This window comes from Paenibacillus tyrphae (genome assembly GCF_024158745.1).
Taxonomy (GTDB): Bacteria; Bacillota; Bacilli; order Paenibacillales; family NBRC-103111; genus Paenibacillus_G; species Paenibacillus_G tyrfis_A.
In genome coordinates this window covers 155,551-176,138 of record NZ_JAMZAW010000005.1, presented here as the reverse complement: position 1 = coordinate 176,138, position 20,588 = coordinate 155,551, and the positions used below count along the sequence as shown (strand labels likewise).

The 20,588-nt window shown below is 54.1% G+C and carries 18 protein-coding genes and 1 pseudogene; 6 read left to right on the top strand and 13 right to left on the bottom strand.

The annotated features are described in order from the left end of the window. Positions 1-69 precede the first annotated feature (69 nt). Positions 70-1,734: an ABC transporter substrate-binding protein gene (locus NI000_RS09555; RefSeq protein WP_253409899.1), complete on the bottom strand. Its 1,665-nt coding sequence runs from the start codon at positions 1,732-1,734 to the stop codon at positions 70-72. 168 nt (positions 1,735-1,902) lie between these two features. Further along, positions 1,903-3,159 carry a hypothetical protein gene (locus NI000_RS09550; RefSeq protein WP_253409897.1) on the bottom strand — a complete coding sequence of 419 codons (1,257 nt, stop codon included), beginning with the start codon at positions 3,157-3,159 and terminating at the stop codon, positions 1,903-1,905. Positions 3,160-3,398: 239 nt separating this feature from the next. On the opposite strand from NI000_RS09550, the gene NI000_RS09545 reads away from it, so the two are divergent. From NI000_RS09545 to NI000_RS09525, 5 genes are read left to right on the top strand one after another with little or no spacing between them, the layout of a single operon-like run. Then, positions 3,399-3,782: a FixH family protein gene (locus tag NI000_RS09545; RefSeq protein ID WP_253409895.1), complete on the top strand. Its 384-nt coding sequence runs from the start codon at positions 3,399-3,401 to the stop codon at positions 3,780-3,782. After that, positions 3,779-5,137, top strand: a complete 1,359-nt coding sequence (locus tag NI000_RS09540) for a right-handed parallel beta-helix repeat-containing protein (protein WP_253409894.1) — start codon at positions 3,779-3,781, stop codon at positions 5,135-5,137. Before NI000_RS09545 ends, NI000_RS09540 begins: the two co-directional genes overlap by 4 nt. Then, a complete protein-coding gene (locus tag NI000_RS09535; RefSeq protein ID WP_253409892.1) occupies positions 5,134-5,715 on the top strand; it encodes a nitrous oxide reductase accessory protein NosL in 582 nt (193 codons plus the stop codon). Before NI000_RS09540 ends, NI000_RS09535 begins: the two co-directional genes overlap by 4 nt. After that, positions 5,715-6,536: an ABC transporter permease gene (locus NI000_RS09530; RefSeq protein ID WP_253409890.1), complete on the top strand. Its 822-nt coding sequence runs from the start codon at positions 5,715-5,717 to the stop codon at positions 6,534-6,536. Before NI000_RS09535 ends, NI000_RS09530 begins: the two co-directional genes overlap by 1 nt. Then, positions 6,529-7,242, top strand: a complete 714-nt coding sequence (locus NI000_RS09525; protein WP_253409888.1) for an ABC transporter ATP-binding protein — start codon at positions 6,529-6,531, stop codon at positions 7,240-7,242. Before NI000_RS09530 ends, NI000_RS09525 begins: the two co-directional genes overlap by 8 nt. Before the next feature lie 66 nt (positions 7,243-7,308). Here NI000_RS09525 and NI000_RS09520 read toward each other — a convergent pair whose 3' ends face one another. Both NI000_RS09520 and NI000_RS09515 read right to left on the bottom strand, forming a co-directional pair. After that, complete coding sequence (locus tag NI000_RS09520; RefSeq protein WP_253409886.1) at positions 7,309-8,211, bottom strand: TetR/AcrR family transcriptional regulator; 903 nt, start codon at positions 8,209-8,211, stop codon at positions 7,309-7,311. 87 nt (positions 8,212-8,298) lie between these two features. Then, positions 8,299-9,531, bottom strand: coding sequence for an MFS transporter (locus NI000_RS09515; protein ID WP_253409884.1), 1,233 nt, complete (start codon positions 9,529-9,531; stop codon positions 8,299-8,301). A gap of 400 nt (positions 9,532-9,931) precedes the next feature. On the opposite strand from NI000_RS09515, the gene NI000_RS09510 reads away from it, so the two are divergent. Further along, positions 9,932-11,410 carry an Lsa family ABC-F type ribosomal protection protein gene (locus NI000_RS09510; protein ID WP_253409883.1) on the top strand — a complete coding sequence of 493 codons (1,479 nt, stop codon included), beginning with the start codon at positions 9,932-9,934 and terminating at the stop codon, positions 11,408-11,410. A 71-nt stretch (positions 11,411-11,481) separates the two neighbouring features. Here the strand turns inward: NI000_RS09510 and NI000_RS09505 are convergent, their stop codons facing one another. The 9 genes and pseudogenes from NI000_RS09505 to NI000_RS09465 form a co-directional block, all read right to left on the bottom strand. Then, complete coding sequence (locus NI000_RS09505) at positions 11,482-12,867, bottom strand: HAMP domain-containing sensor histidine kinase (protein WP_253409880.1); 1,386 nt, start codon at positions 12,865-12,867, stop codon at positions 11,482-11,484. Then, positions 12,854-13,546 (bottom strand): response regulator transcription factor, encoded by a 693-nt coding sequence (locus NI000_RS09500; RefSeq protein ID WP_253410189.1) that lies wholly within the window; start codon positions 13,544-13,546, stop codon positions 12,854-12,856. The genes NI000_RS09505 and NI000_RS09500 overlap by 14 nt, the downstream gene beginning before the upstream one ends. Before the next feature lie 81 nt (positions 13,547-13,627). Further along, entirely contained in the window at positions 13,628-15,628 is a 2,001-nt protein-coding gene (locus NI000_RS09495) for a beta-lactamase family protein (RefSeq protein ID WP_253409879.1), read from the bottom strand. A 120-nt stretch (positions 15,629-15,748) separates the two neighbouring features. Continuing rightward, a pseudogene (locus NI000_RS09490) lies at positions 15,749-16,438 on the bottom strand (dihydrolipoamide acetyltransferase family protein); the annotation flags it as partial. A 297-nt stretch (positions 16,439-16,735) separates the two neighbouring features. Next, entirely contained in the window at positions 16,736-17,149 is a 414-nt protein-coding gene (locus NI000_RS09485; protein ID WP_253409877.1) for a hypothetical protein, read from the bottom strand. 1 nt (position 17,150) lies between these two features. Continuing rightward, the gene (locus NI000_RS09480; protein WP_253409875.1) at positions 17,151-17,582 is read right to left on the bottom strand and encodes a GNAT family N-acetyltransferase; all 432 of its coding nucleotides are present in this window, start codon (positions 17,580-17,582) and stop codon (positions 17,151-17,153) included. A gap of 59 nt (positions 17,583-17,641) precedes the next feature. Further along, the gene (locus NI000_RS09475; protein WP_253409873.1) at positions 17,642-17,986 is read right to left on the bottom strand and encodes an AAA family ATPase; all 345 of its coding nucleotides are present in this window, start codon (positions 17,984-17,986) and stop codon (positions 17,642-17,644) included. Between the two features lie 337 nt (positions 17,987-18,323). Continuing rightward, positions 18,324-19,691 carry a M28 family peptidase gene (locus NI000_RS09470; RefSeq protein WP_253409871.1) on the bottom strand — a complete coding sequence of 456 codons (1,368 nt, stop codon included), beginning with the start codon at positions 19,689-19,691 and terminating at the stop codon, positions 18,324-18,326. 205 nt (positions 19,692-19,896) lie between these two features. Beyond that, the gene (locus NI000_RS09465) at positions 19,897-20,580 is read right to left on the bottom strand and encodes a VOC family protein (RefSeq protein WP_253409870.1); all 684 of its coding nucleotides are present in this window, start codon (positions 20,578-20,580) and stop codon (positions 19,897-19,899) included. Positions 20,581-20,588 lie beyond the last annotated feature (8 nt).

The following is a 20,588-nucleotide window of genomic DNA, read 5'->3' as shown; positions in this document are numbered from 1 at the left end:
TATTGATAACGATTCTCATTTGCGATTATAAACTACCCTTCCCCCTTAAACCATGGACGATTTCCGGAGTCACCTTGGACAATTGTCGGAAAACAGATTTAGCGCCGCATCGACAATCCGATCGTGGGCGGTGGCGGAATATTCATGCCACGGGTCAGAAGGAATGCGGTGAACCCGATGCTTCCGGACCGCTTTCAGGTCCTGCCATGCTGGAGCGCTGCTTAACCGCTTGGCGTGAGCCAGCGATTCCGGCTCCTGGCGGACCAGCAGCAGCAGGCGGTCCGCGTCGATCTCCGCCAGGCGTTCCAGCGTAATCGGCTCATTGAGAACGGCGCGGCCGACCAGGCAAGCCGGCTTCACTTGCAGATCGCCGTACAGCACTTCCCGCATACTCCGGTTGCTGAACGCATGGCATTCGTCCTTATAAATGCGCAGGATCAGAACCGTATCGTCCCCCGCCTCGCGGGCAAGCCGTTCCCGAACGGACTCCACCTTGCGGTCGTACTCTCTCAGCCACAGCTCCGCCTCCTTCGACGCCCCGAGAAACTCCGCGGTAAACTGCAGTTGCTCCCGCCAGTTCTTCTCGGCCCACGGCACCTGCAGGAGGGGAGCGATTTGCTTCAGCTTATCCTGCTCTTCCTCGTCCAGCCCGGTGCGGCTCACAATAACGTCCGGCCGCGCTTTGCGAAGCGTATCGATATTCGTCTCCCAATCCATATTGTTGCGGTAGGCGCTGAGATGAACGGGAATATCGTTGCGGTACGTTTCGTAGTAGTAAGCCGTCCACTTCGGATGAAGCGGGGCAGCATAAGGCAGCATCCGCAGCGCCACAAGCTGGCCGGTGATGGCCGAGCTGTAGGCGGCTATCTTTCGGCTGCGGTTCTTCATATACACCGTCGGCGATACGCCGACTTCTTGCTTGAACTTCCGGCTTAAATAAAACTCGTCGCTGTAGCCGACCTGTTGGGCAATATCCCGCAGCCTGATATTCGAACCGGCCATAAGCTGCTTGGCCCGTGTCATGCGGAGCTCCGTCAAGTAATCGATGGCGCTGCTGCCGTACGTTTTTTTGAACAGTTCCACGTAGTATTTGGGACTGACCCCGGCCATCCGGGCGAGCTGCTCGATCGACAAGCTTTCGTTGAAATGACGCTCCATATAATCTTTCGTCCGCCGGATGGCGGCTTCCGAATCTTTTCTCGCGGAGAGCCCGACATTCTTCATGACGCCATAGATCAGCTCACGGAAGGCAAGGCGGGCGCGCGGGCGTCCGGTTTCCTCGCCGCTCTGCCAATGGCTGCTCACGGCATCGCATAACGTAATCATCTGCGCAGCGGGAATCATCGGAATTTCGTCCTGCACCCAGAACAAGCCTTGTTCCTTCTCGAACCGGAGCTGCTCCTCGTCCTCTTCCGTCTCCCGGTACAAGTCAAACCGGAACAAAAACAGGCTCAACCCTTCCGCCGTATCCGAAGCGGCGCCGAACGTCTGGCCCGGAGAGCACACATAAGCGGTATCCTGGCGGAGCCGGCCTTCCTTCCGGTCCACGATCAACCGCCCGTGTCCCTTCGTCACCGCAAGCAGAACGTACGAATCCGCGAGCTGCTGCTCCATGCGCCATTCGCCATCCCCTTTGACCGCTTCTACGTCCCGAAGCTTCCAATGCGTACCGTCCAGCCAAGTGACTACCGGATCCCCCGGTTCCGTGATGCCTGGGTTCATAAGCTTGTGCACCGTCCTATATGATAATGATTCTCAATACGTTTTTTGAAGTATACCAAAAAAGCCACCTCTTTGTCGATGAGACCTGCGTCCGGCAAAAGAAAAACAGACCTCCGAGCCACCGTGAAAGTGGAATTCGGAGGTCTGCCCTCAGTCCGATCGTCTAATCGCAGGCGGGCTTTACGGCCTGACCCATTTCGCGCCCTGCCAAGTGTGGATGTAATACCAGGACTCTCCGTTTGGAGAGTTCCAGACCCGCGATGCCGTAACGGTTTGCGGGGTAAACGTGAGCCATTTTTCCGCAGGCTGATTTTCCACATAAGGGATGTCGAACCCGATCGAGGTCCCGGTAAGCTCAAGCCGCTTACTGCTTAGCTGCACCCCGAGCTTGGCATCCTGCTCGAAATCGCCGGTCAATCGGGAGGCAATTTCCATGGACGGATTGATCCATTTCCCGACGCCCTCGTTTACCGTAAAATACCAGTTACCTATTTTCCCAATGACCTGAACGGTTTGGGCCGGTTGTTCTGCCCCTATTTTCTCGGTATAGGTGGAGGAGATCGAAGGAGTTTTAAAGTAATGGAACGGAACGGGAATGTCCAGCTTCAGGTCGACCTGCTCCACCCCTTCAAAACCAAGCCCATAGTCATCGCTGCAGCGAATCCATCGCAGTCCGTTCGGTGTCTCGATCTGGTACCAGACACTCGGAGGAGCCATGCCGGCTAACCGGGTATACTTCGCCACAGGCTTCAACACTTGAGGAGGCAGCTTCGGCTCGCCGGCCAACGGCTTTTCAAAAGGCTGGCTGTACACTTCGCTCTCCCGCGCAATGGGAATCATTCCTTCAACCGGTTGGCCCGCGTAATTCTCCGCATAATGCTCCGAACGAATCCATTGCTCCCCCAGCCAGGAGGTCCGGATCAAATACCACTTCGCCGATGTGCGGCAGGGCGTGTACGGATCGCATGCGTCGATGGAGGCAACCGCCTGAACCTGCTGCGGTGAAAGACTGTAGCTGGTTAATTTCATCCGGGAGTCATAGAGCGAGGTCTGGGACTCAAGCAGAGTCAAGGTCTGTTCCTGCTTCTGCAGCTGGCCGTACTTGTACGCCCCTTCCTTCAAGTTAATCCACGCTTTGCCAAGCCACGTCTCGACCGGCACTTTGTCCATACTCGTAATATAGAGCAGCCTGTCGCTTTCAATCGGGGCGAGCTTCACAGACTGGTAAGCGCTGATGGAGCCGAGGACTTCATTCGGTTTCGTTCTGTCGCTGGCGTACAGTTTAAAATCGTCAAGCAAAGTAATATAAGGCATCGCGCTCGGTTCGGCAAGCTTCTGATCCGCAGGCTTCTGGTCGGCACGGGCGGTCTGCGATCCCGACGGGAAGGTTACCGCTGCGGCCAGCAGCAAAATGAGCCATTTGTTTATGTCGTCCATCTCCTTTTCAAAAAAACCAAAAGTTTTCCATTTTTGATCTTACCATAAAAATGGAATAAAAAACAGAACCTTCCCATGCGCTCCTCCGGACCGCTCCCCTCAGCCCGCTGACGGCTTTTGCCAAAAAGTTCATTTTATCTTCACAGGAAACCGCCCCCGATAGCCCGACCGGGCTATGGGCAACCCGCTTGCCGTTCTATACAATGAGGATGCTTGCCTGTTTTGTAAGGAGTGATGAGATGAATCGTAAACGAATGCTGACGGTCCTGCTTGGCCTGCTGCTGGCTGCCGTGATGACCGCCTGCTCCACCTCCGAGCGTCCGGTCGACCCGTCGGAGGTGGAGGTTACGCTGACGACCGAGCCTTCGCCGCCCAAGGCGAACGCTGTCATCAAGTTCACCGCCACGGTAGGCGGTGTGCCGGAATCGACCAAAGCCACCCTGGCCTTCGACATTCGCAAGTCCGAAAACGATACGCTGTCGTATTTGAATGCGAAGCCGGAAGGAAACGCGTACTCCGCGGAAAAAGAATTGAAGGAGCCGGGAACGTACACCGTCTACGTGCATCTGTACATCGGCGACCTGCATATCATCAAGAAAAAGAAGATTGAGGTCGCTTCATGAGCCGCAACCGCATCCGCAGCCTGATGCCGCACGGGTCCGCCCTGCGCGCCGCGCTGCTGGCGTTCTCGCTCGCGGTTCTGCCGTCCACCGCGGTCTGCGCCGCAAGCAGCAGCGGGAAGGAACTCCCGCTCCAGCAGCTCATTGACGAAGCGCCGCCGGGCGGCACGCTGAAGCTGGCGGAAGGAATCTACCGGGGACCGGCCGTCGTCGCGAAGCCGTTGCGGATCGAAGGCGCGGGCGGAGCGCAGATCGTCAACGAGTCGGATCAGCCGGCGGTAGAGCTCCGTGCCGACCGCTCCGCGTTAGCGGGCCTGGCGATCCGGGACACGGGAGCCAAGACTACGGCCGCCGTGCTGCTTTCCGGCGCCGACAGTACGCTGGAGGATCTGCGGATCGAGACGGTGTCCTCCGGCATTCATCTGCGGGACGCGAGCCGTAACAAGATCAGCCGTACGACGGTAAGTTGGACGGGCCCGGACGTCAAGATGACGGAGAAGGGCAACGGCATCGACCTGTACGCCTCCCATGACAACGTGATCGCAGGCAATACCGTCACCGGTATGCACGACGCCATCTACATCGAGAACAGCAACGGCATCCGGGTAGAACAGAACGAGGTGAACGAGTCCCGGTACGGCGTGCATTTCATGTATGTCAACGATTCGTCGATCCGGGGCAACACCGGGGCGCGCAATATCACGGGCGCGATGGTGATGGCCGTCAAAAGCGTAGAGGTCACGGGCAACACGTTCGTTAAACAGAGCGAGAACGTCAACTCCCAAGGCCTGCTGCTGTTCGACGCGAGCGATTCCGTCTTCACGGACAATCGTCTGGAGGGCAACCGCGTCGGCATCTACATCGAGCAAGCGCAGAAGAACGTGCTGGAACGCAACCGGGTGACCGTGAACTACGTGGGCCTGCAGCTCAAAGAATCCGAGAACAACCGGTTTCAGGGCAACGATTTTCAGGGCAACGTCATCCCGGCGGAAGCGACGGACAGCCAGAATAACGACGTGAAAGGCAACTATTGGGACAGCTTCCAAGGCGTCGATCTGGACGGTGACGGGTTCAGCGATATGCCGTATGCGATCAATCCTTTTTTTCAGAAGATGACCAAAACAACTCCGCCGTTCCAGTTGTTCTTCCAGTCGCCTGGCATGGCGTTTCTGGAAGGCATGCTGACCTCGTCCAAGCAGGCTTGGACAACCGACCGGGCGCCGGCGATGAAGCCTTACGCAGCGGACGCCTACCGTCTGCCGGCCGGATCTGAAACGGCAGGAACGCTAATCATCAGCCTCCTCCTGCTGGGGAGCGCAGTAACAACCATATTCGTAACGGGGGTTCGAAAAAAATGAAAAAATTTACTTTAAGCCTGGCTATCGTCATGATCATTCTGGTGCTGTCGGCATGCGGAGCCAAAAAATACGAGCCGCAGGCCATCAACGAAGCGACGGACATATGCGCCGTGTGCAATATGCAGGTAAAAGACGACCAGTTCGCAACGCAAGCAGTCCTGAAGGACGGCAAATCGCTGAAATTTGACGATATCGGCTGCTACAACGAATGGAAGAGCAAAAACGGCACCGAGCAGGTCGGAGCGACATTCGTCCGGGACTATCATTCCAAGGAATGGATCGAGCTGGAGAAGGCTTACTACGTGTACGACAAATCATTCAAATCGCCGATGGCTTACGGCATCTATTCGTTCAAGGATAAAGCGACGGCGGAGAAATTTATCGCTGAGAACGGCAAGGGCAAGCTGATGACGGGCTCCGAGCTGGGCTCCCATACGTGGGAACGCAATTCGGACAAGATGAAGCATATGAAAGACAGCCACAAGCCCGGCGATGAAGGCAAGCAAGACATGAAAGACATGAAGGACGGTCATGGCGGCAGCGAAGCGAAGAAAGAAGAGCCGAAGGTCGCACACTAATGAAACCGATGCTGACCGTGGCGATTCGCGAGATGAGAATCGGCTTCCGCAACCCGTGGGCATACTCGTTCCTTGCGCTCTTTTCCTTGTTCAGCCTGGCCCTGCTGCTGATTCACTCCAGCCGGGTCGTCGAAGGATACTCCAGCGTCACGGGCACGATGCTGAACCTGATCTTGTATCTGCTGCCGCTCATGACGCTGCTGCTCGGTTCCTTCTCGCTGACCGCGGAAAAGGAAGAAGGCGGCTGGCAGCTGCTCTCCGCTTACCCGCTCAGCACGCCCGCGTTCGTGCTGGGCAAATATGCTGGCATTACCGCCGTGCTGCTTGTCATCGTCGCCTTCGGCTACGGCTTGACGGGCGTCGTCGGCCAGTTCACCGGAAAGCCGTTCGATGTGAAAACCTTCACGTTGTTCCTGGCATTCTCGGCAGGCATCGTTCTGCTGTTTCTGGCGGTGGCCGCCATCGTCGGCACGCTCGCCAAAAACCGCTGGCAGGCGCTGACGTACGGCGTGGCGATCTGGTTTTTCACCGTCATCGGGTGGCCGACGCTGCTTGTCGCCGTGCTCGGCTTGCTGCCGTACCTGTGGATCAAGCCAGTACTGGCCGTGCTCACCCTGTTCAATCCGGCGGAGCTGGTCCGGCTGTTCATTGTCGTCAAGCTGAGCGGAGGGTCCGTGCTCGGGCCCGAATATTACGAATGGATCGGATGGATTCGCGGGACGGGCGGCACCTTCCTGTTCCTGCTCGTCTCGGCCGTCTGGATCGCCGGATGTCTGGGAGCTGCCGTCCTGCTCTGGGAAAGGGGGCGATCGCGTGGCTGAACCGGTGCTGAAGCTGACGAATGTCCGCAAAACGATCAACAAGCAGCCGATTGTCAAGGGAGTCGATCTGGAGCTGTATCCGGGGCAGGTGATGGCGCTGTGCGGCGGCAATGGAGCGGGCAAAAGCACGCTGCTGCGCATGATCGTCGGCAGCTCGCAGCCGACCGAAGGCTCCATCGAAGCGTGCGGCCTTCAGTGGCGCACCGACCGGATGCGCTACGCCGCTTCCGTCGGCTACATGCCCGACGACTATGTGTTCGGGCAGGCGCTGTCCGCGCGGGAGACACTCACGTTCTGGGCGAAGCTCCGCAGCGTGCCGCCGTCCCGCGTCCAGGAGCTGCTGCACAAGGTCGGTTTGGCCGAGGTGCAGCAGAAGCCCGTCACCTCCTTCTCCAAAGGGATGCGGCAGCGGCTCTTGTTCGCGCAGGCGCTGCTCGGTGACCCGCCTCTGCTCGTGCTGGACGAGCCGACGAATGGCCTCGATCCGTACTGGCTGCAATCGTTCGTGCATCTCATTGAAGAAGTGAAACGCGAAGGCCGCGCCGTGATTTTCTCGACGCACCACCTGCAGGTGGCCGAATCCGTCGCCGACCGGGCCATGTTCCTCCGAAACGGCGAATTGGTGCGGCAGGGCTCCATCGACGAGTTCCGGGAGCACTACGGGCCGAAGGGACTGGACGGAGCGTTTACGGAATTTATGGCTTAATCGCATTTCGTCTGGAATCAACAGAAAAGCCTTGTCCTCTTTCTATGAAGAGAACAGGCTTTTTCACTATCCGCGAACAAGTCCCGCCTGCTGGCACGCCGCCTCCAGCTCCGCCAGCAAATCGGCCAGCTCTGGGGAACGCATCAAATTCGCCAGCATGCCGAGCACGATGACCTTGCGCGGACGGATCTCCACCAGCTCCTGCTCCAGCACCGCCAAGGAATCGAGCGCCTCATTGCGCGCTTCTCCTTCCGAGAGCCGCTCCAGCCGTTCCCGGCACCGCTTCACAAGCAGGAGCGGATGAGCCGACTTCGCATTTCTCGCGCATACCTCTTTCAGCCTCGGCCAATTGCTTTCGTTCAAAAGAGGGCGCGGTTTCTCCCGCAGCACGCAGTCGGCTACCGCATCGACGATATGCAGGATATGGCGGCAGACTTCGTCCGGTCCCAACGTGATCTTCTCAACCAGTTGCAAGCCCATGTAGGTCGACAGCAAGCTGCTTAACAGCAATACGCCTTCCGGCGCATAGGGCGCGTAGCCGTCCCCGTAAATGCCAACGAGGCTGTCGATAAAAAACATACTGATCTCGGTATCCATCCGCTTCAAGTAATCCCGAATTTCCTGATTTACGAAGCCTCCGTTTTCCCGCATCTGCATAGTGAAAAATTCGGGATATTCGATCCACAGGCGAAGGCAGACGAGTATTTTCCGCTCCAGGCGCTCCCTCGGGCCCAGCTGCCGTTCGCGTTCCACGAGCTGCATCCCGTCGTTCAAACGCTTAAAAAAGAATTTAAAAATATCAAGCAGCAGCGCTTCCTTGGAGGAAAACTGCTGATACACGCTGCCTTTGGACATTTTACAAGCTTCGGCGATTTCCTGCATCGTCGTCTGCACATACCCGTTCGCAGCGAACAGCTTCATCGCAGCAAGCAGGATGTGCCGCTTCTTCTCGTTCCATTTCTCTTCCACCGGTACACCGCCCTGAAACTTATATGGTCTGCTTCGTTTCCGTCATAGCGAATATAGCGGATACACAGGTAACTTGCAAGCTCCGCCCTATTCCCGGGCAGCTGCGGCGCCTTCTTGTAACGGTGCCGGGCTTCCTGCCCGATTGCGTTCCTTCCAGCCGATCAGCATGGCCGTGCTGATCAACATAAAGGCCGCTCCGAGCACATAAGGGTAATTGACGTTCACGTCGAACAGTATGCCGGCAATGGACGGTCCGGCAATCGTACCCAAGCTCATGTAGGCGTTGTTCATCCCCGCGACGAATCCCTGCTCGTTTCCAGCCATTTTGGACAACAGCGTATTGACGGCCGGCCGGATCAGCGTCGTAGCGACGAAGAAGAGAATGGTCACGGCAAAAACGGAAACGAACGTCTTCGTCACGAGGACCGCCAGCATCATAACGGCGGAAAGCAGAAACATAGCAATAAGAATTTGACGCTCGCTAAACCTCCGCAGCAGCCTTTCGAACAGAACGGCTTGGGTGAAAACCCCTGCCAGCGCGCCGAGCGTAATCATCAGCGAGATATCCTTCGGCGTAAATCCGTGCTTCACGTCCACATATAAACTAATCACGGCTTCAAAATTCATCAAACCGAACGTCAGCATGAAAACAAGCAGAAGCAGCACGAAGTACGGCGCGCGAAACGAGCTAAGCAGTTGCTTGAACAGATTTTCCCGCTTCCTCTCCGCCGTCCGGGCCAATTGCTTCGCTTCCCGGCTCTGCGTCTCCGGCAAAAACAGCAGGGACAGCAACACCGACACGCCGGCTATCGCCGTCGACACGTAGAACGGAACCCGCAGCCCATAATCGGCCAGAAATCCGCCGATGCCGGGCCCGATCACGACGCCGAGCGACATCGAGGCGCTGAACAGGCCCAGCCCTTTTCCCCGTTCTTCCTCCAGCGTAATGTCGGCCACATAGGCCATCATCGCCGGTGTCAGGAGCGCAGCCCCGATTCCGCTGAGCAGCCTGGATACGTAAAGCAGCCACATCTGATCGGCCAGCCCGAACAGCAGCTGGGACAAGGCAAATACCCCGATCCCCCCGACAATCATGATTTTACGTCCGTATTTATCGGACATCTCGCCGGCAATAGGCGAAAATATGAGCTGCGTCACCCCCATAGCGGCGACAAGATAACCCATGTCCTGGCCGCTTGCCCCGAATGCCGTAATGAATTTAGGCAAAATGGGGATGATCAGTCCCATTCCCACCATCGTAATGAACATGTTCACCATCAAAATGACGAGCGGTCCCCAATTCGAACCGGTCTTGGTCATAACGTTCACCTCTCTTGCAGATTTCAATTTCAATCCATATGACCAATTGGTTCTATAAATGACTATATGGTCATTCGAAATTATATCCTCCCCCTTCCGTGAAGTCAAATTGTTGAAATTAACAAATGGTTATGGTAAGATGGCTTTAAATTAATGACGGGAGCTGAAAAGATATAATGTAAAATAACTTTCTTGCTGAGAAATATAAAATAGTAAAACAAAAAAGCGATACGAGCGCATGTTTTATTATTTATATGCAAGAAAGTTACGATATCTTTTCACTCAAACAATATATCCTTATCTAACTCTATGTCAGGGTTGGATTTGCTGTATTTATTTGAGCTGTGAGAAAGGTAACTTTCTTGCAGCTTTTATATTTTTGTACAGGAGGATCTATTCCATGTCATTAATCAATGTAACAAACCTGACGTTTGCCTATGACGGCAGTTACGATAACTTATTCGAGAACGTAAGCTTTCAGATTGATACCGATTGGAAACTCGGATTTACGGGAAGAAACGGCAGAGGCAAAACCACCTTCCTCAACCTATTGCTTGGGAAGTATGAATACAGCGGAACGATTTCCGCCAAAGTCAGCTTCGAGTATTTTCCATTCCATGTGGAGAATAAGGAGCATAACACAATCGATATCATCGGCGACATCTACCCGGATTACCTTCACTGGGAATTGATGCGCGAGCTTTCGCTGCTCAAGGTGTCCGAGGACGTTCTATACCGGCCCTTTGCTTCGTTGTCCAATGGCGAGCAAACGAAAGTATTGCTGGCCGCCTTATTTCTGAAAGAAAACAGCTTTCTGTTGATTGACGAGCCGACCAATCACCTGGACATGAACGCCCGAAAACTGGTCAGTCAATATCTCAATACGAAAAGCGGCTTTATTCTCGTCTCTCACGACAGGTCGTTCCTGGATCGCTGCGTAGACCATATTCTGTCCATCAATAAAACCGACATCGAAATTCAAAAAGGCAATTTTTCCGATTGGTGGGACAATAAGCAAAGACAAGACCAATTTGAGCTTGGCGAGAACGAAAAGCTGAAAAAAGACATTAAACGTTTGTCGGAAGCGTCCAAACGAACAAGCAACTGGTCGCATGAGGTGGAAAAAACGAAGAACGGAACAAGAAATTCCGGCTCCAAGGTGGATAAAGGGTACATCGGACACAAGGCTGCCAAAATGATGAAACGCTCCAAAGCCATGGAGCACCGGCAGCACACCGCGATCGAGGAAAAGTCACAGCTCTTGAAAAATATCGAAAGCTCCGAGAGCTTAAAGATTACCCAACTGGCTTTTCATAAAAATCAGCTCGCCGAACTGGACCACGTTTCCATTTATTATGGGGAGAAGACGGTTTGCACCGATATCAGCTTTACGATTGAGCAAGGCGAACGAATCGCGCTTTCGGGTGCGAACGGCTCCGGAAAATCGAGCATTATCAAGCTGATTTGCGACGAGGATATCGCGTATACCGGCACGTTCAGAAAAGGAAGCCAGCTGAAAATATCGTATGTTTCGCAGGATACTTCGCATTTACAGGGAAATTTATCGGACTACGCCAGAAGTAGCGGAATTGACGAAAGCCTGTTTAAATCGATCCTAAGAAAGCTCGATTTCTCCAGAGCTCAGTTTGAAAAGGATATTTCAGATTATAGCGGCGGCCAAAAGAAGAAAGTGCTGCTGGCGAAAAGTCTTTGCGAGAAGGTTCATTTGCATATTTGGGACGAGCCGCTTAATTTTATCGATGTGATCTCCCGCATGCAGATCGAGGAACTGCTGCTTGAGCACTCGCCGACCATTCTTTTTGTGGAGCATGACAGCGAATTTTGCAAAAATATCGCTACCAAGGTCATTAAACTCTAAATGGACATAAGATGAATAAAGGCAGCGGCCGTCCGGAACGTTATTTTCGCGTCCGAAGATGCCGCTGCCTTTTATGCATCCGCACATGGCAAGCTGATCCGAAACATCGTGGAATACCGACGGTCCGCTTCCAGTTCAATCGTGCCTTGATGCAGCGCAACGATTTTTTTGCAGATGGCGAGGCCTAGACCGGTGCTGTCTTTTACTGCCCCGGCCCCGCGTGTAAATTCCTCGAAGATGTGCTCCCTGATCGGCTCCTGTACGCCGATTCCGTCATCTCCAAGCCGCAGCACAGCCCGGTCGTCCTTGCTTTCGCAAGATGCGTATAGGACCGTTCCCGCTGCATTGAACTTGAGCGAATTTCCGATCAGATTCATGATGACGCGTTTCATATGCACATGGTCCAGCATAACCGGCAGCGGCTCTTCCGGAATCTGCACATCCAGTCCGAACCCTTTGTCTTCGATTTCGGAATAACATTCCGCCACAATCTGCTGAAACCATTTGGTGATGTTCACTTTTTCTCGTTTCAGCATCTGATGAGAATCTTCCAGCTTTGCCAATTCAAATAAATCTTTAATCAAATTGGCTGTATAGGAAGATTTGTCGTGAATGTATTGGATATATTTGCGCCTCCTGCTTTCCTCCAGCGACGGATCGTCCAGCAACAACTGGGAATAGCCGTAAATCGAAGTCATAGGCGTCTTCAAATCATGCGATAGATGCAAGAGCATGTTTTTGCGGCTGGTTTCGGCCGCTTCCTTCTCGGCTGACGTTCGCTGAAGTCGCTCGGCCAACCCGTTGAAAGCCTCGCGGATTTCGTCGAACTCCTGCTCGGCCGTGAACGTCAGCCTCTTCGTATAATTCAGCCGCTCCATTTCTTTGATCCCTTCTATAATTTGCCGGATCGGCTTCTCTACTTGCTTAACCGAGTATTTGGCGTACAAATACACGGCGACGAGCAAGCCGGCAGCGAAGCTTGCAGCAAAAATGGCTACGGCTATAGATATTTTTTCCGTATGCATAGGAATTTTCCAAAGCAGTATATACGGCTCTTGATTCGGCCCTTTTACCGAATAAGCGTGATAGTAGATCGAATCATCGTTCCGCTGCATATCCATTTTGGCATAGAGCAGTCCATCCCGGTAACGGACGATATCGTCTTCCTTATTTCCCCGGACATAGATCACCTCTCCCGCCTCGTCGATCACCTCAAACCAACCGCCGTACCAATCCAGCAGCTTCCCGTCGATATTTTCGAAGGGATACCGATAAATATCTTCCCCCGCAATCCGAGGCAAATCGCCCGTCCTGTCTACCACCCGGTTCATCAGAATATCGGTGCTCACAAGCGCTACGGCAATCGCGCCTAACAAAAGACCGCTAATGACGATATAGTTGCGGACAAACAACTTCTTCAGCGGTCTAGGGCCGCGAATGCTATTATTTCTTCTCAAAACGGTAGCCTAACCCCCTAATCGTAACCAGGTAGTCAGGCTTTCTTGGGTTATGCTCAATCTTCTCGCGGAGTTTGCTGATATAAACCATAATCAAATTTTCGTCCCCCATATACTCTTCGCCCCATACCTGCTCGTAAATCTGCGCTTTCGTGAACACCCTGCCAGCTTGGCTCATCAGCAAAGCAATAATTTTGAACTCGTACGATGTCACTTCCTTGTTCATACCGGTCTTATAGAGCTTGCAGCTCTCCAAATCCAGTTTGACGTCACCGATTTCGATGATGGCAGGACCAGGCTTGTCCGGCTTGGTGAAGGCATCCAGGCGTCTGAACAGCGCCTGCACCCGGCTTACGACTTCAAGCGGGTTAAAGGGCTTGCCCACGTAATCGTCTGCCCCTAGCTGCAATCCGAATATTTTGTCCATATCGTCCGACTTGGCCGAGAGAAAAAGAAATGGAATCGGGGAGCTTTGCCGCACTTTCTTAAGCAGCTCCCATCCATCCATCCGTGGCATCATAATATCCGCGATGATCAAGTCAACCTGTTCGCGCTGCAGGATCGTCAGCGCTTCATCGCCGTTGCCCGCCGCCATTGTGCCGTAACCGGCATGGTTTAAATAAACGGCGAGCAATTCGACAATTTCCGCTTCATCATCGATGATCAATATCGTTTTGATTGGCTTTTCACCTCTATTGCCTTATACCCGTATCCTTATCCATCAGCTATCCGCTGAGGAGGGAAAAGAGCTATCCGCTGGCTAGAATAAATGATCGGCGAACCGGGACAACAGCACTGCGGCTTCTTGTCTCAGTATCGGCTGTGTCGATCTGTAGTCGACCGCTCCGTTTTGGTCCTCGATAACTTCGGGTCCATATAATACTTTCGCCACAGCGAAGCGGACACCTTCCACCGCCCATGAATCCGTATTGCCTGCAATCTTGGCTTCTTTAGGGGTAGCATGCAGATGATTGAAGGCCATGCGCCATACAATGGTCGCCGCTTCCTGTCGTGTCAATGGCTGCTGCGGGAAGAACCGGTCGCCGACTGATCCCTGTATCAAGCCAAGCTCTTGCGCGGCCTGAATATGCTGGGCATACGGACTGTCGGCGACATCGGCGAACACCGGCTTTTGCTTCGACGGGGCGAGGCCCGACCACCGGATGATCCAGCCGATAAACTGTTCCCGCGTAATGGGCTGCTCAGGCCGGAAAAGGTTGTCGCCGCTTTCCTCCCCGATGACATCAAGCTGGCGCAAATGGCTGATGTAGGCTGCATATGGATGCTGGGGACCGACATCGTCATAGGGGCGCGGCTGCGGCATTTTTCCGGACCAACTGTCGAGCTTCAGATCGTAATAAAACGCCTGTACCTCGCCGTTTTCATTCCGTTTGAACGCCGCTTTGACACCCTGATCGTCCTGAAACAGAAGCGGCTCGATTTCATGCAGCACATGCTCGCCAAGCGGGTCTTGCACGATAAGCTTGCCGTCTTCCGCGCGAATGCGCGATGTCCACATCCGGTTTCGCAAATCGCTGTATGTGCCTGCAAACTCAGCCAGCGACGAGGAGAGCGGCCCATGAGCGTCAGCTTGCTTGCCCGCAGCCGGGTAATAATGATTCATGAAGGCTCTGAAAAAAGGCTGCCGGAGCTCAAAATCCTTATTGACGGTAATGAAAACGCCGACCTTCTGATCGGGAATCAGCCACATCCCCGTATGGTATCCTTGTACATCTCCGGACTTCTCAATCACATACTGCCCGTTGGCATCTTGCCGATTGGAATATTCGAAGCCGTAGGCCATATTCGGCAGCTTCGGATGGATGGCAAGCTGAGGCTTGAGCATGTCGCGAGTCGTTGCTTCACTCAGAATCGCCGTGCTCCCGATCTTCCCCTCGTTCAGATGTGCCATCATAAACCGAGCCATGTCCGAGCTGGTTGAGAGCATCCCGCCCCCCGGAAACTCTGTCGGGACCGTCGCAAATGTAGGGAGGATATCGCCGAGCTGGTTATAGGGTACGGCGAGCCGCTTTAAATTTTCCGAAGTTAGCCGAAAATCGCTGTTTGTCATGCCCAGCGGCTGAAAAATATGTTTCTGAGCGTAATCGCCGAACGGCTGGCCCGCAACCTGCTCGATCACATACCCTTGAATCGTAAATCCCAGGTTGTCATAGCGATAAAATTGTCCCGGCTGGCGTATAATCGTGGGCGGATTGTCGAGAATATATTGTTTTAAGGACACTTCCTTGGACAAGTCGGTCGTTGTGGATTCGGACATATCCCCATACTCAAATCCGGTCGCATTCATCAATAAATGCCGCATGGCCAACGGTACATCCGTCCGATTCCCGATGCGAACCTCCCCCAAATATTTCGATACATCGGCGTTCAAATCGAGCTTCCCTTGCTCGGCCAATTGCATAACGCCTGTAGCTGTAATCACCTTGGAAACCGAGGCGACGCGAAATATGGTTCGGTCCGGGTCGACCGGCAGTTTCTGCTCCACATTGGCGTAGCCGTAGCCTTTGTTTAACAGTACCCGGTCGTCCTTCACCACGGCCACCGCGGCACCGGCCATCTGTTTCTGAATATCCGGCTGGTTAAAAAACGCATCGACAAATCGCTCGACTTCCTCCGGTGCCTGAGGTCCTGCCGGACCGGATTCCGCCGATACGCCAGGCACCGGGCCGCTCCCGGCCAATACTGCAACGGCCAGGGCAGCGACAGCCAGTTTGCTTCCACATTTACCCATTCGATTCATAAGAATCACTTCCTTTTTGTTGTCTTTTCCCTACAACAACAATATAAACGGGTAAACTTAACCTGAATCCTATACAATCTTAATGTAAAGTGAAATTTGCCGCGTCCCCAAGCTTTAGGTTCAATCCAAGGAGCCCTCCGGGCCGTACGCCTCCAGATTTTCCTTGACCCGCTGCAAAAAACGCCCGCAAACGACCCCGTCCAGGATGCGATGGTCCAGCGCCAGGCACAAACGAACCATCGAGCGCACGGCGATTCGGTCGTCCACAACAACCGGCTTTTTGACGATCGATTCGAACGTTAAAATCGCGGCCTGCGGATAGATAACGGTCGGAAAAGAAGAGATCGAGCCGAACGCCCCCGTATTGTTCACCGTGAACGTGCCTCCTTGCATGTCGCTTGGCGACAGCTTGCCCGTACGCACCAATTGAGCCAGCCTGTCGATCTCCAGCGCCAGTCCGGCGATATTCCGGAGATCGGCGCTCCGGATGACCGGGGCCAGCACCGAGTCTTCCGTCCCGACCAGAAGCGAGAGGTGGATGTCCCGCTTCACGATAATTTTGTCGTCCGCCCACACGGAATTCATGATCGGATAGTCCTTGATCGCCCGGACAACCGCTTGGAGAAAAAAGGCGAAGTACGTCAAGTTAATGCCTTCCTGCCGCAAAAAGTCGTCTTTGAGCTTGCTGCGCAGCAGGACCAGATTCGTTACGTCCGCTTCGACAACCGTCAGGGCATGCGGAATCTCTGTCACGCTCCGCAGCGTGCGTTCGGCGATCGTCTTTCGGACAGGCGTCACGTCGATGACGTAATCGGCAAGCTCCTCTTGCCCCTGGGGCACGGTCATTTCCATAACATTGGACTGGCTCACGGTGTTTCCTCCAATCTTTTTTCTAAACTCACCCTCTCCACGTGTAGTCTCCGAACGCTTAGTATGTAATCATAGGATCAGGTACTAATTCTATTCCAATCGTACCCCTAAGCAAGACGGGTGTCAACTCCGGTATTTCGGTTCATTTCGTATCCCCAAGCCGCAAAAAAGAGCGCTGACAGATCCATCGGTTGAACCTGCCAGCGCCCAAGTCTGCCTCGCTGGAAACTCGTTATCCTACGGCCAAATCACCGCTTCTTCCCGGCTCAACGGCCTGGCGTATAAATCATTGCTATCATTGCTCATCCAACCCGAGTAAAGGATATGCCGGACCACTTTGCCTTTATCGCAAAAAACGATAATCCTGTCGGCATCGTCATTGGACAAATATTGATCGGTCCAATGATAGCCTAGAGCCGTGTTGATGGTTCGCGGACCGGTATAGGATCCAAAGATATACGCTTTGTCCCAAGCGAAGTCGGTATGATCTTTCAAATAAACGGCCGTGCCTGCTTCCCGGGCCTTGGACGCTTCTTTCTCAATGGCGCGGGCGAGTTGGTGCTCCGGACCCCCGATTTCGAGCCGGATCACACCGTAAATGACAACTGCGGCCAACAACATGGCTGCGGCGATTGCTATTGTTTTCTTCATGCTACAGCCCTTTTCGGAAAACTTGCTGCATCTTCGTATTTTCGAATCCTGCGTGCTTGTAGAATTGGTGGGCTTCCTCTCGGGTGACGTTGACCCGGACGCGAAGCTCTTGGTAGCCCTTCGTTCTTGCCCATTCCTCGCAATGCCGTACCAACTGTTTGCCGATCCGCTTGCCTCTGAAGTCCTGATCTACTACCAGACCTCCGATTTCAGCGTAGGGCGGAGATTCGACCAGTAATCTCCCGTGCGCATGAATCCAGCCGACGAGCTTGCTCTGCGCTTCCGCCACGATCACGACATGATCGGCCGCATTTAGAATCGGAGCCAATCTCGCTTCGATTTGCTCCGCCTTGGCGGGGTAACCCAATTGGCCGGACAACCGGGCAATCTCCGGGCTATCCTGCGGCACGGCCTTCCGGTAAAGCAAGTCCATTTCATCTCATCCCCTGTCTCTGTTCTCGTCCTGCCTGAGTAATCGGGTCCGTATCCATTCTAATACAACCTCGCCTCCCTTGTGGATGTATAACCCGTTGACCACCATATCCGCATGCCATTTTGTAACCCTTCAATGATCAGAAGCTGTGCTTGTCCGCCGGCGATTTCGTTCCGCACGTCCTCCATGATCCGATCCATATCGAGGGCGTCGGGCCGGTTGAAATCCTCAAATGGATTCCCATGAAAAGGCGCCGCCGCTTGAGGCCGTTCCTTCTTATAATAGCGGTCCATAGCTATGACCCGGACACGGCAGGGCTGTGCCCGCTCCTCCAAGTAACGACTGAGCGTTGTTTTGCCGCTCCCTGCGCCGCCTGCGATCCCGATAATAAGCGGTTGCTTCATTCGATTCCCTCATTTGTATCGTGTAGACGTAGTACCGTCTGCAACTAGTTTACCATATCCTCCTCCCTAAAAAATAACGCTTGCGGCGGCTAGCCGGAAACGAGAAAAAGGACCGGGCATAAGTCCGGTCCTCAGGCTTTTGAGAAAGAGATTTTTGACTGAAATAGAGAAACATACGGAGGTCGGGTATCTACTGGAGGAGCGATAGCGTTCGCCTTTGTCTGCGGGAAATATCCGCTGTTTAAGCGGCTTCAATCAAATTTCCTGCAGACAAGAGTGACCGGAAGTAGATACCCCACCCACTCGTACACCTCTATTGCCTCAATTCACCACTTTCTCAAACCGGCGGATTCGGATCGTACGGATAGTTCACCGGCGTAAAGAAGTCCTTGTATCGTTTGAATGTCGGCGTCGTCGGCGACAAGATCTCCGCCACGGAATTGCCGACAATCGTTGCGACGTTGGCCAATTTGTCCTTGCTGATTTTATCGATAGTGTCGTACCGGGTATGGTATTCAGGCTCGGCAGGTGAATGCGTGTACAAAGCGGTGGCAACTCCCCGCTGGTAGAACGGAACATGATCGCTCCGTCCGAACCGGCCGTACGGAATGACCCCGGATAATCTGGAGGCAAAGGTTGCGCCCAAGTCGGTGACCACGTTTTTCTGTCCGTTCACTGTATACATGCCCAGGGTGCCGGAATTTTTGCTGCCTACCATATCGAGTTGAAAATGCCCGATGAACCGGCCGATGTCCGTGGAGCTGAGCGAGTTGGCATAGGCTTGAGAGCCGTATAAGCCGTATTCTTCCGCGCCGAACGTCAGGAAGCGCACCTCCGAATCCCGCTGGGTGCCCGCGACGACCCGCGCGACCTCCAGCACAATGCCCACGCCGGAAGCGTCGTCGTTGGCTCCGGGACCTGCGGACACCGAGTCGTGATGAGCGCCGACCGTAACCAGATCGTTGGTCGTTGTCGTCGTATTGGGCCTTAGCGTAGCCACGACGTTGTAGGAGGTGGCGGCCATGGCGGCTACGCCTTGAACACTGAGACGTACCCGGGGGCCGCCGTTTGCCGCCGCCGTTTGCTTCAAGGCTTGCGCGTCTTTGGCCGACAGGCTGACGGTCGGAAGGGAGAGAGTGCTGAATTGCGTATCCGAAATCGGGGCATCGGAGGAAGGATCGTAAAGAATGACGGCCATGGCGCCTTGATCCGCGACGTTGGCGATTTTTTCATTGGTGTCGATTTGGCCCGCTTCGATCAGAGCTACCTTTCCCTTGAGATCCAGACCTTTCACATCCTGCAGCGTTCCTTTTTTCGCATCGACAACCTCGCCGCCGACATCGCCGCCTTGCGTGTTTTGCAGGGCTTGCGGAGCAAGCTGCTGGCTTGCCAATCCATGAGTTCCTTCGATCGTCAGTTGAATGCTGCTTGGGGCGGTAAATTTGGGGAAGGTAAAGGACTGCAGGGTGACCGTGTAGCCGTACTTCTCGAGCTCGCCTTTGATGTACTGCACCGCATTGTACTCATTTTGCGTCCCGGCTACCCGTGAGGACATAGCCAAGCGCGAAACATGGTTGAAGATGGCGTCTCCATTCACGGTGATGGCATTAGCCGAGCCATGGACGACAACGCCTTCGGGTCCGGCCTCCGGAGGAGCCGCTAACGCGAGCCCTGTGCCCGACCCCCAGCAAAGACTGGCTGCCAAAAGCAAACGCGACCAAAAAATTCCTTTCATCATGTCACTCCTTTGTGTTTTGAAATGTAATACGCTTCTACTTTATTGCGGCGGCCAACTCAAATATGTATGCATTTTTGGAATGAACAAATGAAAAAGCGCGGCCAAATTCCCGTAACAACGGGGAGGCTTGCGCTTTTTAATAATTAACCGATGTTTAATTTTATTTAATCGTTCAAGCCTGCTCGCTCACGCTCTCGATCCGATACGGCTTCGGTCCGAGCTCGATACTGCCGGCACGTTCCGTCTGAAGCTTAACCGTCGTCGGAAAAATTCCGGGCATCCGCTCATCCGGAAACCAAGGGCGCTTGTGATCGATAACGATCAGCAGACCTTCCACATTGCCGACCGCGGCAAATTGCTGACCGTCTCCGCTCCACTTCTCAAGCGAAAACGATTCGTGCAGCTGCCGGAGGGCAGCGGGCAGATCCTCGACCGGAAGCCCGATCTCGCTAATGCGCAAAATATCCTTGGACGAGAAAAGCTCCCCGGTTGCGTTGCTCAAGGAATGATGGGCGATCAATTCGACGAGATTGCCGTCCGGATCGTAGAAATATAAGGCCGTCGCATTCCAATTCGGAAAAGGATATTGCACGGCATCGTCCTTGGCAATCGGCTCGATTCCTTTGCTGCGAACCCATTCCAGCGCTTCGTTCGCTTTATTGTCCGGAATCGTGAAGGCGATGTGGTAGTAAGCCTGCTCCCGGTCATCCGCAACAAAAGTAAGCTTGGATTCGCCCGCCTGAACAACTAGCGAATCCGCATTCTCTTCAAGTATGGGAAGCTGAAGCGTATCGCAGTAGAACTGTTTTGTCGCCTCGTAATTGGATGAGTGCAAAATCACTTCGCGTATTTTCATTTCGATCT